Here is a 13,755-nt window from a genome sequence, read left to right as displayed (position 1 = left end):
TTCTGTCCGCGTGCGGCGTGAAAAGCACAGAAAGGCCCTCGCCCTTTGTTTCCCTATAATCTATTGGAGAAATTTGGTATCATCTTTTAGGGGGGAGAAGGAATGACGGATAAAAGCAAATATGTGACTACCGGGCAAATTGCCAAGCGGACAGGCCTGACTTTAAGGACTTTAAGATATTACGACCAAATCGGCTTATTAAGCCCTTCGCAGAACGAAGATGCGTCTAGACGGTTGTATAGCAAACAGGATTTGATTAAGTTGCAAAAAATTCAGACCTTAAAATATATTGGGTTGTCGCTTCAGGAAATAAACAAAATTATTAATGAAAATTCATTGCTTGAACAAGATTTGCGCAGCTCACTAGCTATGCAAAAAGAAATCATGATGCAAAAAACAGCACATATGAACTATGTAATCAGAGCGATCAGCAAGGCCATAGCCTTATTGGATGAACAAAAGGATGCTGTGGACTGGGAAGGCTTGGAGGATCTTATTCACATTGTACATACAGAAAAGGACTGGGCAGAGCAATACCAGACAGCCTGTCGACTGCAAGCAAGAATTGATTTGTACGATAATTTCAGTGTAAATAAAATTGGTTGGCATCAATGGTTTTTCCAACAGTTAAGGGATCAGCCTGATTTGAAAATATTAGAACTGGGTTGTGGGAATGGTACATTATGGGCTAGAAATATGAATCAAATTCCGCAGTCATGGCATATCACGCTCACGGATCTATCTGTGGGGATGTTGGAAGAAGCTCGTAAACAGCTAGACGAGCAGGATGAACGATTTAAATTCCTGATCGTAGATGCTCAGGCCATTCCGTTTCATAATGAGCAATTTGACATCGTGATCGCCAACCATATGCTCTATCATGTGCCCAATATTCCTAAAGCCATTTCTGAAATATACAGGGTAATGAAGTCCGATGCCGTATTTTATGCTTCAACGATGAGCAAGGGTCACTTGCGGGAAATCGAGCATATGGCTAACGCATTTGATCCCGAAATGCAGGTGTTAGACCCGGTCATGGAAAGGTTTGAGTTCGGGAATGGTTATGAGTTGCTGGCAGGTTTGTTCTCAGAAATCAAGCTTATCCGATATGTGGATGAGATGATTGTAGACCAAATTCAGCCGCTTTTGAATTACATGACTTCGACACCGATGAATGCCAGAAACCGTTTGATTGGAGCTAAAATGGATACATTCAGGTCTTTTTTGCAAAATTTGCTTGATCGTGACGGCAGCATTCATATCACCAAGGATTCGGGTTTTTTCCAAGCAAAGAAATCCATCTAACTGAGGATTAGCTTACAGATCATGATGCAGCAAAAAAAGAGCTTGAAGGTGACGCAGCGTAACCCTATATAATCAAAAAAAGATCAGGTAGGAAATGATCTATAAGATTTTTGGGAGGGTTACGTCGTGAATCAACAGATCCGAATTGTGAAAGAAGAGATTTTATCGGACAACTGGTATGTGCTGAAGAAAATAACTTTCATGCGTCCTAACAAAGAAGGTAAGTGGAATGTCCAAGCCAGAGAAGCTTATGATCGGGGAAATGGAGCTACGATCCTGCTATTCAATCGCGAGAAGCAAACTGTGATTCTTACCCGGCAATTTCGGATGCCAACTTATGTGAACGGGAATGAATCCGGACTTTTGATTGAATCGTGTGCGGGCTTGCTGGATCAAGACAATGCTGAGAATTGCATCATTCGGGAAACCGAGGAGGAAACGGGATACCGTGTAACGAGTATACAAAAAATCGGCGAAGCCTATATGTCACCAGGTTCAGTTACCGAAATGCTGTATTTTTATACGGCCGAATATTCAGATCATATGCGAGTTGGCGATGGTGGTGGATTGGAGGAAGAACAAGAAAACATTGAAGTATTAGAATACTCGTTCGAACAAGCCTTAAACATGGTGAAAAACGGTGAGATCAAAGATGCAAAAACGATTATGCTGCTGCAGTATGCTCAGATTAACAGGTTATTGGAACCCAAAAGAGCGCAGCATATCTTGATTGCCGGTCCTTATCGTTCAGGAACTGGAGATGATCCCCATCTCATTGAGCAAAATGTCAACTTGATGAACGCAATGGCGATTGCGGTATATGAGAAAGGACATTTGCCAGTTCTAGGCGAGTGGTATGCTCTGCCTTTGATTGAACAAGCGGGTTCACAAGCGATAGGTGACGATATATTTAATCGGATCTTTCATCCTTCATCCATCCGGCTGCTGCAAAGTTGTGATGCGGTGCTTCGAATTGGCGGACCATCGCAGGGGGCTGATGAAATGGTACGGATTGCGATGGAACAAGGAAAGATCATATACAAAGAAATTTCGGAAATTCATTCAATCATCTAGGAATAGGTTATCCATACATACTCCGCACACACCTGCTGATGAGCTATCATGCAGGTTTTTTTGTATGCTAAAAACCCCTGCGGCTTGCCTCGTTTACCGACTATTTTCGACAATAGTTGTCTTTTTGTGAGAATTTTGAGATAAACATTTGTTACAATGTAATCCTATGGAACTATATTCATTTTGATATAAGAGAATTATTAGTGTTATATACCTATGGAGATGGTGAAAATGAACGAAAAATTCTTTAGTGAGCTGCAAAAGATGAGCCGAGAAGATGAGATGAGATCCAAGCTTCTTATTCGAGGCCTCAAACGGATTCTTACTGAAAAAAAACAGGAAAGTTTGCTAAGAAGGATGCTCCGAAAGAAGAAACATACCGTACCAAATGCTTGGAATTCAGAGCATGAGTGACGAAAAAAAGGTCAACTAGAATGATCTAGTGACCTTAATTCAGGTTTTATACTAGGACTCTTCTTACTTCTACAACCCGTTTCTTCCAAGAGCCATTCAATTCGGAAATGGTTACGCCGATGCCTGGACGAAACGTATGTACAATGAGCCCGTCACCCGCATATATAGCGACATGTCCGATATGGTCAAGCCCTTCTTTTTTAGAGCGAGCAGGGGTTGTGAAAAAAATAAGATCACCCTGACGCAAATCACTCAAGGGGACATCAGTGCCTAGCAAACTTTGCTCACGCGAACTACGGGGCAGCTTTATATGCTCTTGAGCAAACAGAAATTTGGTAAAGGAAGAGCAATCAAACGAGGCCGTTTGTCCAACTTTTGAACCAAACACGTAGGGTGTTCCTAGATAGTTAGATGCTGCAACTAACATATTGTCTGCTTTTTGCTGCCATGGCGGCATAGAATTAGAATCTTTTACAGCTTGATTCCAAGCAGCAACGACTTCCTTAATTTGTTTTTGATCGAGATTGACGTGTGTTTCTCCGCTTAAGGGATCTTCATTGGTCGTGCTCGGCACTGTGCCAGAAGGTTCAGGCGTTTCAGCGATCGGAGTGGGTTCTTCCTTATTAGGTGGAGGAGCGATTGTGGCAATTGGAAGACTCTTTTGGGGAGCCTGTGCCTGTGGTGCCACTTGCTGAACTTGCGGCGCTGTTGTAACAGCAGGAGTTACTGGTTTCATTTCTTGTGGTTCTTTTTGAATGACCTGAGGATTCACTTTGCCCTCAACTCCTTGTGACTCCGCTGGGTGGACAGACGGGACGGGAGCATTGTTCATCACACTTGCCTGATAGGGTGTGGTTGCTGCCTCCTCTGTTGATTTCCAGAAATGCTTGGATGAGAAAACGGATACTACGATTAAAATAGATAGACTTAACCCTATGGTCACTATCATGATTCTAATTTTCTTCATAGGAAACTCCTTTTTTATCCTGATGTTACTTTTATTCTCATTATAAAGAATTCGTTTGACATTTCATTCATCAATAATTTCCAAATGAGGTCACAAAGTAGGCACCCAAGCAACTACAATTGCTCATTCTATGATAAAGTAGGGTAAAAGAATCAAGATGAGAGGATTCGATTTTGTTTGGTTGTGTTCTCAGATGGGAAGTGATCTAATATGATTCCGAGTCGTTATAAGGCTCGAGGCCAGGCTTTTTTGAATACATATTTTTCTGGGGAGTCTATTGATTATCGGCAGGTTATAGCGCTATTTCTCCCGATCCTCATTGATCAAGGCTTTCTTGTCGGTTTAAGTTTAGTGAACACGGCTATGATTAGTTCTTCTGGGGTAGCCGCGATCAGCGCTGTTAGTATGGTCGATTCGCTCAATCTCTTCCTGGTTAACGTCTTCGTTGCGTTGGCGACAGGAGGCACGGTGGTGGTGGCCCAGTACAAGGGCAGCGGGAATGATAAGATGGTATCCAAGGCGGCGGCAACGTCGCTTTCTGCAGTGACTTTGGTTGCGGTGATACTTAGCTTGGTCGTCCTCGTATTCTATCATCCGATCTTGAAGTTTCTTTTTGGAACGGCTGATCCTGAAGTGTTCTCCCATGCCGGCACTTATTTGGTGGGAAGCGGTTTATCTTACATCGGGATTGCGTTCAAGGAAGCGGTTAGCGGAGCGCTCCGCGGAATCGGCAAGACCAGAGTGACATTAGTCTTGTCCCTAATCATGAACTTCACTTATGTACTGCTGAACATCTTATTCGTCCATTTTATGGATATGGGAGTTCTAGGTTTGAGTGTGGCGGTGAATATTTCCCGTTATTTGGCAGCGGCTTGCGCGTTATATTACTTGCTCCGTTTGGATGCCAACTTGCGAATTCAACTAAAAGATTTGCTGAAATGGAATTTCTCCATGTTAAAGAAAATGATGTTCATCGGGCTGCCGTTCGCCGCGGAGCAGCTTTTTTTTAACGGGGGAAAAATGCTGACCCAAATCTACATCGTCAGTTTAGGCACTTATGCGATTGCAACTAACGCCATCAGTTCAGTATTTGCGATGCTTTTGCAAATCCCCGCCATCGCCTTGTCTACAGCGCTTATTACGGTGGTAGGGCAATGCATCGGCAGGGGCAATATTCAGGATGCCCGCAAATTTACTAGATCGTTTCTGTGGCTGTCGTCTGGCTCCTTATTGGTCATGGGGCTATTATTGATCCCATTTTTTAAGCCTTTGGTTAGTCTGTTCGACCCACCGGCCGAAATCATGGACGATCTATATCTCATTATGCTGGTCAATATGTTGGCCCAAATTCCTCTTTGGTCGATCAGTTTTCTGCTGCCAGGCGCGCTGCGAGCTGCGGGGGATTCTCGATTCACCTCCATCACTGCGATGCTGACTATGTGGTTATTTCGGGTCGTGCTTGGCTATGTGTTCGGTATCATGTTAGGGTACGGGGTATTAGGGGTGTGGGCAGCCATGCAACTGGAGTGGGGCGTGCGCGGTGCGATCTTCCTGTGGCGATATAGGGGTGAGCGGTGGTACAAGCACCGTTTGGTTGAGCCTGCGAGTGGGAAGTAAATGCCCGGGACTAATCGGATAATTAGGGGCCCAACACCATTATAGAATCATTATGGAAAAATAGGATTGAACCCTCTGCCGCTGCCATGTAAGATATTACACATACAACAGCAAGAGGAAAGGTACATCAATGTGGACGTATACAGTTAATTTAGTTCGTGATTTATCTCCCAGCGTGAAGCGGTTCATCGCGACGGAAAGCTTGTTTGGCATCGGAGTGGGCATCTTCAGCCTCATCCTGAATTTGCACCTGCTAGACCTTGGCTTCTCCAAAGGTGACATCGGTAAAATAACATCACTGGGAGCTTTGACCATTGGCCTCGCCAGTCTGCCGGCAGGTTTCATCGTGAAGCGTGTCGGGCGCAAAGCGATGCTTGTCGCCGGCATGCTCTTATGCTTCTTATCGCTTGTCGTTTTCGGCTTAGGAATCAGCCTTGGCGCGGTGACGGGCGCACAGCTTATCTGGTCGCTCGGAATTACAGCGATCGTGAATTCCGAAATTCAACTGATCTTCCAATATTGCCGCAGCAAAAAAGAAGAAACAAGCGCGTATTCGCTGTTGTTCGCCATATTTACGTTTTTTACCGGCCTCGGCACATGGCTTGGCGGCTTTCTGCCAGATTGGCTGCCTGGACATACGACGATGTACCAGTATGCTTTCTTCGTTGCCGGAGGCTGCTTGGCGCTCTCAGGCATATTACGGGGATTGCTGCTTCCTTCTACACATGCACGGTTGAACAGTGTTGAAGTTGGCGGCCCCCAATCAGCGAAGCCTTCCGTTCAGCCGAAAAGAAGGCATGCGATGTATTTTCTGCTGCTGCTTTCGCTGCTGATTTTCAACTCCGGCTTTACGTTCGGGCTGCTTAGTCCGTTCTTGAACGTGATTCTGAAATTTCGCTTTCAGATGGAAGACGGCAACATCTCCGGTTTGCTTGCGCTGTCTGGATTTTTCTTCTTTATTGGCTCAATCGTTATGCCATACGTAGTGGAGAGATGGGGCAGCCGCAGGACCTTCATATTCCTGTTTCTATATAATATGGTGGTCGTAGCGTTGATGGCGCTAGCTATGCCGGCCTCCATATTCGCCGTACTTCTGCTCATTCGCGGGACGGGCTTCACCATGCTGAACAACTTGATGGATAGTGAAAGCATGTCGGCTGTCGGAGAAGAAGACCGCAACTTGTTCGCAGGCATGCGGACCGTATCGCGCAGCATCGGCAACACGATCGCCTCTTACTGGGCGGGTTACATTTTGGCTGGCAATCATTATTCGCTGCCTTTCCTAGTTACAGCGGTTGCGCTGTTAGTGGGATTTGTGATTTATGCCTGGTTTGTGCAGGGGATGCTGGATAAAAGACTGCAAGGGCAGCAGTGATGCGGCTCGGCTAATGTCCTTGGATTGACAGCCGCCATGCGGCGGCGACACAACGTGCGCCTAGGATCCGCGCGCGTTATGAAAAGCCTGCGATAGTGCAGGCTTTTTAGGCTTTTGCGCGCCTAGAGTGGAAAAAGGTGTCAAAAGGCTGCATAATCGCAGGCTTTTCACGATTTTGCTTATTTCCAAGAGGAAAAGGATGCATTATCGCAGGAATTTGCGAAATATACGGAACCGAAAGCATCCTTCCGATGACTTCAACATCGCCGTACCATCATTTTCCTTTAAAATAAATATCGCAGCTTGCGATACACAACTTCCACCCAGCTGCGACTATATGCTGAAACTGACTAAATCAGGCAGGATGAAGCGTGGATCAGGCAGCTCCCCTTCGATTTCGCCTACCAATGCCTCGAACTCGCAAATTGGGAAGACGAAAATGACCAGCCATATTACTTATCCGTAAAAGTAAGGAATCCAGTCTTGACTGGGTTCCTTTTTATTATCACAATAGAAGGTAAATGTGAACCCGATAAGGAGGGATTTTTCATCATGAGTGAGTTGAATGGCTTATTTCGTAAAAGACTCGGCATTCCAGAGAATGAAAAGCTTACCTTTGAATCTTTAGACAGAATTCTTGAAAAGACAGCAACAACGTTTCCTTTTGAAAATTTAGGCATCATTTTTAATAAAACAAAAGCGATCTCCCCAAACAATCTGATTAACAAAATTCTCGTGAATAAGGAAGGGGGTCTATGTTATGAATTAAACCCTCTGCTTTATTTTTTCTTAGTTGAAAATGGGTTTAAAGCCGTGTTAATTCGCGGGAAAGTATATAATGAAGCGACGAATGAATGGTCCGAATTGGGGAGAACCCATGTGGCTGTTCTTTTGCAGCAGGAAGGCCAAACGTACTTGGTTGATACTGGATTTGGCGGCAATTTGCCACTAAAGCCTGTGCCGCTTCATGGAGAAACGGCCTCCTCAATGAACGGTGAATTTCGAGTCCAAGCGATGGAAAGCGATGAGGGGAACTATAGGCTCGAGTTGAAACTCAAATATAAAGATACAGATTGGCGAATAGGCTATGCTTTTGATATCAATCGAACATTAGCGGATTTATCCGAATTGAATGACGTGCAAGACATCATCGTTAATCACCCAGATTCCCGTTTTAACAAAATCCCGCTTATTACCCAAATTAAAAGCGATGGGAATATAACGTTAACCGATACGTCTTTCACACAATGGATTGATGGGACATGTAGGAAGGAACAGATTGACAACGATAGATTTAAAGCGCTGGCCAAACAATATTTTGGATTTCAAGGGGGATCACTTTGACTTTACAACAATTAAAGTATGTGATCGAGGTCGCCACTCGTGGATCTATCAATGAAGCTGCCAAAAGGTTGTTTATTTCTCAGCCCAGCCTCTCCAACGCGATTAAAGATCTGGAAGAAGAATTGCAGATCGAGATATTTGAAAGATCCAATAAAGGCATATCCATTTCTAAGGAAGGTGTTGAATTTCTAAGCTATGCGCGGCAAGTTGTTGAACAGGCAGAGCTATTGGAAAGCCGATATCTCAATACCAAGCCTACACCGCAGCATTTTTCGGTTTCCACGCAGCACTATGCTTTCGCAGTCAATGCTTTTGTGAATTTGATCCGGGAGTATGGACAAGATGAATATGATTTAGCGCTGCGGGAGACCAAAACGTTCGAGATTATTGAAGATGTCAAAAATTTACGCAGTGAGATCGGGATTTTATATCTCAACGAATTTAATGGAAAAGTAATTAATAAATTACTGAAGACAGCCAATTTGCAATTCAACAGCCTATTAACGGCTAAGCCCCATATATTCATTAGTATTAAAAATCCGCTAGCGAAGCAATCCATCGTAACGATGGATCAGCTCAAAGATTATCCGTATTTATCCTTTGATCAAGGGGAGTATAATTCCTTTCATTTCTCAGAGGAAATTCTCAGCACGGTGATACATAAGAAAAGTATCCGTGTGAATGACCGAGCAACGCTGTTCAATTTATTGATTGGATTAAATGGATATACCATTTCGACCGGTGTATTAAGTGCTGATTTGAATGGCAATGAGATTATTCCCGTACCTTTGGATATTGACGAATCCATTCATGTCGGTTGGATTTCACATAAGAACATTTCCCTTTCAAAACTTGGAACCGCCTATGTGCAAGAGCTGAAAAATGCCATTTCATCTTAAAAGCTTGGATATAGCTTTAGGCTATATCTAGCTATAGTTTAATACAGTTACACTATATCTTCTTATCCGTGATATCTTACTTGTAACAAGTCGCAAAGGGGATCACAAGATGATGAAGAGTAGTAATTTAGGATATCCACGTATTGGTGCAGATCGCGAATGGAAGAAAGCACTTGAAGCCTTCTGGGCAGGCAAGCTGCAAGAAGAGGAGCTGCGCAGTCAGCTGCAGGAGCTACGTTTAAATCACTTGAAAAAGCAGCAGGAGAAGGGCATCGATTACATCCCTGTCAATGATTTCAGTTATTACGATCATATTTTAGATGCGGCTACGATGTTCGGAATTATTCCAAAACGCTTCTCTTATGATGGCGGGGTTGTACCTTTGTCACTCTACTATGGTATTGCCCGTGGAACGAAGGATGCAACTGCTAGTGAAATGACGAAGTGGTTTAACACCAATTATCACTATATCGTACCTGAGTTGGATGGGGCAGTTCCTGTTCTTACTGAAAATAAACCTTTAATCGCTTACCGGGAAGCGAAGGAGAAGCTTGGCATCGAGGGCAAGCCAGTTATCGTTGGACCGTTGACTTTCCTTAAGCTTTCCAAAGGATATAGTCGAACTGAGACAGATGCTTGGTTGAACCAATTGCTTCCACTTTATGTGCAAATCCTTCAAGAGCTGGCAAGTGAAGGCGTTCAATGGGTTCAAATAGACGAGCCAATTCTGACGTCCAAGTTAAGCGTGGAAGACTTGAATCGTCTGAAAACGATCTATGATACGTTCGCTTCCGCAGCACCAACGCTGAATATCATGCTGCAAACCTACTTTGAATCGGTAGAGCAATACAAAGAAATTATCCAGCTGCCTGTCCAAGGACTAGGACTTGATTTCGTTCATGGTTTGTCCGGCAATTTAGCATCTTTGCAATCACTTGGATTCCCGGAAAACAAAGTATTAGGCGCAGGCGTTATCGACGGCCGTGGCATTTGGAAGGCATCCCTTCGCGGGAAACAGGAACTGCTGAAGAAGCTTACTGGTTACGTGAAGCCGGAGCAGATCATTATCCAATCCTCTTGCAGCTTGCTTCATGTTCCGGTAACTGTGAGCTATGAAACGAAGCTGGGTTCTGAACTGAAAGATGCTCTCGCTTTCGCGGATGAGAAGTTGGATGAAATTGTCCTTCTGACCAAAGTAGCCCGTGGAGATGTGGCCGATGTGACGGCGGAATTGGAAGAAAACGAACGCGCCTATCAGACTTTCCAATTGTCTGACAAGCGTAAGCGCGAAGATATCCAACAAGCGATCGCTTCGTTCGCTGATCAAAAGTTTGAGCGTCATCTACCTTTTGCTGAACGCCATCAAGCGCAACAGAAGAAATGGCAGCTTCCGATCTTCCCGACCACGACCATTGGCAGCTTTCCTCAAACCGCTGAGGTTCGAAAGGCGCGTCAGCTATGGCGTAAAAATGAATGGAGCAACGAACAGTATGCTGAGTTTATCCGGAAGGAAATCGATATCTGGATTAAGCTTCAGGAAGAAATCGGCCTAGATGTTCTGGTCCATGGGGAATTTGAGCGTACGGATATGGTTGAGTTCTTCGGGGAGAAGCTGGAAGGCTTCGCATTTACGCAAAATGGCTGGGTGCAGTCCTATGGTTCCCGCTGTGTGAAACCTCCGATTATTTATGGAGATGTCGCTTTCCTGAATGAAATGACTGTGGAAGAAACCAAGTATGCTCAATCACTAACGGATCGCCCTGTTAAAGGAATGCTTACAGGCCCGATTACGATAATGAATTGGTCCTTCGTCCGTGAGGATATCCCTCGTGAACAAATTGCCTATCAGTTGGCTTACGCACTTCGACAAGAAGTCGAGGCGCTTGAAAGTGCGGGGATTGGCATGATTCAGGTAGACGAACCGGCGGTCCGGGAAGGATTGCCGCTTAAAGCTGAGGATCAAGCTGAGTATCTTGCTTGGGCGGTCAAAGCTTTCCGTCTAGCCACTTGCACGGTACAGGATACAACGCAAATTCATACACATATGTGCTATTGTGAATTCCATGACATGATTCATTCGATTGATGCGATGGATGCGGATGTGATCTCGATTGAAACCTCTCGCAGCCATGGAGAATTGATTCATAGCTTTGAGGTGAACACCTATACAAAGGGCATTGGCTTGGGTGTATACGATATCCATAGTCCACGTGTTCCCGATGTAGCGGAAATGACAGCTATGATTGAACGTGCCTTGCAGGTGTTGGATCCGAAGTTATTCTGGATCAATCCCGACTGCGGACTGAAAACCCGCGGACAAGAAGAAACGGTTGCGTCACTGCGGAACATGGTTGAAGCGACACAGTTAGCTCGTTCGAATAGCGCTTTAAATGTGTAATTGTGATACCAGTAAGAGGCGGTATGCGCAGAAAACCTGCAATTATGCATCCTTTTAAGCTTTAAAGACTATTCTATCATTAAATACCTGCGTTTCTGCATGCTTTTTAGGACTTTTCCTGATAGTTGGAAGGAAGACCTGAACAAGCCTGTAAAAACGCAGGTATTTTCACTTTTTGCATGAGTTTCGTCCCCAATAGATGCATTTATGCAGGTTTTCTGACCCCGACCCCGACCCCGACCGAGACCGAGACCCGGACCCATCAGACCCGGACCCATCAGACCCAGACCCATCAGAGCCAGAGCCATACCCAGACCCAGACCCAAACCCCAGGACCCCGGCGATTGGATTCACATAGGAAACGGAAGAAGTTCGAGTCCTTGCCCAAACATTGATAAGTTTTTCCGAAGAAGATAAACTAAGTTGATATGCTGTAACAATGTCAATAGGTTTAAATCCTTTCGTTTAATTGAGATGAGGTGGGAATGCGATGACGGAGAAAGAAACAATTAATGAACCAGGATGGAACTTCGATAATAGTTATGCTCGTCTGCCCGATACATTTTTCACCAAGTGCAGCCCAACCCCTGTGTTTTCGCCCAAGCTAGCCATTCTGAATGGCCCGTTGGCAGCGTCACTTGGGCTTGATGCCCATGCGCTGCAAAGCAAGGCAAGTGTTGCTGTATTTGCTGGCAACCAGAGTCCTGAAGGTGCTTTGCCTCTTGCTCAAGCTTATGCGGGGCATCAATTCGGGCATTTCAACTTATTGGGCGACGGCCGTGCAATTCTTCTTGGCGAGCAAATCACGCCGCTTGGCGAGCGGGTTGATATTCAGCTCAAAGGGTCAGGCAAAACGCCTTACTCCCGCAGAGGCGATGGCCGCGCAGCGCTAGGACCCATGCTGCGCGAATACATCATCAGCGAAGCTATGCATGCGCTCGGTATTGCCACGACGCGCAGCCTAGCGGTCGCAACCACCGGTGATTCGCTATACCGCGAAATTGAGCAGCCTGGCGCAATTCTGACTCGCGTGGCTGCCAGTCATCTACGTGTTGGCACCTTTCAATATGCTGCTAAATATGGCACAGTCCAAGATCTGCGCGCCCTCGCTGATTATACGCTGCAAAGGCATTACCCTGAAGTGGAAGTTGACGAGAACCGCTATCTTCAGCTGCTTCAGAAAGTGATTCAGCGTCAAGCTGCGCTAATTGCCAAATGGCAGCTCGTAGGCTTCATCCACGGGGTGATGAACACCGACAACATGGCCATCAGTGGAGAGACCATTGATTATGGACCCTGCGCGTTCATGGATGCGTACGACCCAGCGACGGTATTTAGCTCCATTGATACGCAGGGCCGTTATGCGTACGGCAATCAACCGTATATTGGCGCATGGAATCTCGCCAGATTGGCCGAAACGCTTTTGCCGCTGCTGCATGACAATGAGGAACAGGCTATTAAATTGGCAGAGGCTGCGATTTCCGATTTCTCCAAGCTGTATCACCTCAATTGGTTTGCGGGGATGCGGGCAAAACTGGGGATCTTTAATGAAGAGCCTGAGGATGCTTCGCTGTTTGAAGGGCTGCTCCGTTTGATGAAGGAGCATCAGGCTGATTACACGAACACTTTCCGCGCTTTAACGTTCGAGAATCAGGAAGATATTGCCCTGTTCGGCACCACAGAATTTGAGCAGTGGCATGAGCTGTGGCAGGCGAGACTAGGCAGACAGCAGGAGTCAAAGGCCGACTCGCATCAATTGATGCGCAGCAGCAATCCCGCGGTAATCCCGAGAAACCACCGGGTCGAAGAGGCTTTGGAAGCGGCAGTGGAAGATGGCGATTACAGCGTCATGACAAGACTTCTTGAGGTGCTTGCGAGTCCCTTCGCACACTCCCCGGAACAGGCTGAATACGCCGCATTGCCGGCACAAACGTCTCGTCCGTACCAAACCTTTTGCGGTACTTGATATTGAAGGTTAGTGATTAACAAGAGGCAAACTTTATGCCTCTTGTTTTTTGCGTTCACCAAGCTGGCAAATTACCTTGCGTCCGTGTATGTCGGCATATTTCCTGCAAATATGCATCCTTTTCGTCTCGGGAACACGCAAAATCGTGAAAAGCCTGCGATAATGCATATTTTGGTAAGCTTTTTTCGATTTTAGGATGGAAATGCTTAAAAAGCCTGCATAATCGCAGGCTTTCTCTGATTTCACACGATTTGAGCGAAAAATCCTGCATTTTCGGTTACTACTCAGGACCCCGACTAAAAAAGCTGAAATTACCAACGTAAGCCAATTGCAGTGATGTAAGAATAGGATGATTTTGTTTGACCAACGTGGAGATAAAACTTCGGATGGTCGCAA

At 45.4% G+C, this 13,755-nt stretch carries 10 protein-coding genes; 9 read left to right on the top strand and 1 reads right to left on the bottom strand.

Going from position 1 to position 13,755, the window contains the following annotated elements; all coding sequences use genetic code 11:
* Positions 1–102: 102 nt before the first annotated feature.
* A complete protein-coding gene (locus tag HQN90_RS27250; protein WP_173224604.1) occupies positions 103–1,305 on the top strand; it encodes a methyltransferase domain-containing protein in 1,203 nt (400 codons plus the stop codon).
* Between the two features lie 126 nt (positions 1,306–1,431).
* Entirely contained in the window at positions 1,432–2,379 is a 948-nt protein-coding gene (nudK, locus tag HQN90_RS27245) for a GDP-mannose pyrophosphatase NudK (RefSeq protein WP_173224601.1), read from the top strand.
* A gap of 460 nt (positions 2,380–2,839) precedes the next feature.
* Here the strand turns inward: nudK and HQN90_RS27240 are convergent, their stop codons facing one another.
* The gene (locus HQN90_RS27240) at positions 2,840–3,760 is read right to left on the bottom strand and encodes a C40 family peptidase (protein ID WP_173224598.1); all 921 of its coding nucleotides are present in this window, start codon (positions 3,758–3,760) and stop codon (positions 2,840–2,842) included.
* 210 nt (positions 3,761–3,970) lie between these two features.
* Between HQN90_RS27240 and HQN90_RS27235 the strand changes: the two genes are divergently transcribed.
* From HQN90_RS27235 to HQN90_RS27205, 7 genes are all read left to right on the top strand, one after another.
* Positions 3,971–5,377: an MATE family efflux transporter gene (locus HQN90_RS27235; RefSeq protein ID WP_173224595.1), complete on the top strand. Its 1,407-nt coding sequence runs from the start codon at positions 3,971–3,973 to the stop codon at positions 5,375–5,377.
* 130 nt (positions 5,378–5,507) lie between these two features.
* Positions 5,508–6,752 carry an MFS transporter gene (locus HQN90_RS27230; protein WP_173224592.1) on the top strand — a complete coding sequence of 415 codons (1,245 nt, stop codon included), beginning with the start codon at positions 5,508–5,510 and terminating at the stop codon, positions 6,750–6,752.
* A 199-nt stretch (positions 6,753–6,951) separates the two neighbouring features.
* Entirely contained in the window at positions 6,952–7,218 is a 267-nt protein-coding gene (locus tag HQN90_RS27225) for a hypothetical protein (RefSeq protein WP_173224590.1), read from the top strand.
* 86 nt (positions 7,219–7,304) lie between these two features.
* A complete protein-coding gene (locus tag HQN90_RS27220) occupies positions 7,305–8,096 on the top strand; it encodes an arylamine N-acetyltransferase family protein (protein WP_173224588.1) in 792 nt (263 codons plus the stop codon).
* Positions 8,093–8,995 carry a LysR family transcriptional regulator gene (locus HQN90_RS27215; RefSeq protein WP_173224586.1) on the top strand — a complete coding sequence of 301 codons (903 nt, stop codon included), beginning with the start codon at positions 8,093–8,095 and terminating at the stop codon, positions 8,993–8,995. Before HQN90_RS27220 ends, HQN90_RS27215 begins: the two co-directional genes overlap by 4 nt.
* A gap of 109 nt (positions 8,996–9,104) precedes the next feature.
* Positions 9,105–11,393 carry a 5-methyltetrahydropteroyltriglutamate--homocysteine S-methyltransferase gene (gene metE, locus HQN90_RS27210; RefSeq protein WP_173224584.1) on the top strand — a complete coding sequence of 763 codons (2,289 nt, stop codon included), beginning with the start codon at positions 9,105–9,107 and terminating at the stop codon, positions 11,391–11,393.
* A gap of 490 nt (positions 11,394–11,883) precedes the next feature.
* Positions 11,884–13,359 carry a protein adenylyltransferase SelO gene (locus HQN90_RS27205; protein ID WP_173224582.1) on the top strand — a complete coding sequence of 492 codons (1,476 nt, stop codon included), beginning with the start codon at positions 11,884–11,886 and terminating at the stop codon, positions 13,357–13,359.
* Positions 13,360–13,755 lie beyond the last annotated feature (396 nt).

It is taken from the genome of Paenibacillus alba (assembly GCF_013204855.1).
Classification (GTDB): domain Bacteria; phylum Bacillota; class Bacilli; order Paenibacillales; family NBRC-103111; genus Paenibacillus_E; species Paenibacillus_E alba.
The sequence above is the reverse complement of the archived record's forward strand: the minus strand, read 5'-3'. Positions and strand labels throughout refer to the sequence as shown.

Excerpts from the sequence above, each read along its gene's own strand:
- metE (WP_173224584.1), top strand. The coding sequence starts at position 9,105 with ATGATGAAGAGTAGTAATTTAGGATATCCACGTATTGGTGCAGATCGC.
- HQN90_RS27235 (WP_173224595.1), top strand. The coding sequence starts at position 3,971 with ATGATTCCGAGTCGTTATAAGGCTCGAGGCCAGGCTTTTTTGAATACA.
- HQN90_RS27240 (WP_173224598.1), bottom strand. The coding sequence starts at position 3,760 with ATGAAGAAAATTAGAATCATGATAGTGACCATAGGGTTAAGTCTATCT.
- HQN90_RS27250 (WP_173224604.1), top strand. The coding sequence starts at position 103 with ATGACGGATAAAAGCAAATATGTGACTACCGGGCAAATTGCCAAGCGG.
- HQN90_RS27230 (WP_173224592.1), top strand. The coding sequence starts at position 5,508 with ATGTGGACGTATACAGTTAATTTAGTTCGTGATTTATCTCCCAGCGTG.
- HQN90_RS27205 (WP_173224582.1), top strand. The coding sequence starts at position 11,884 with ATGACGGAGAAAGAAACAATTAATGAACCAGGATGGAACTTCGATAAT.
- HQN90_RS27225 (WP_173224590.1), top strand. The coding sequence starts at position 6,952 with ATGCATTATCGCAGGAATTTGCGAAATATACGGAACCGAAAGCATCCT.
- HQN90_RS27220 (WP_173224588.1), top strand. The coding sequence starts at position 7,305 with ATGAGTGAGTTGAATGGCTTATTTCGTAAAAGACTCGGCATTCCAGAG.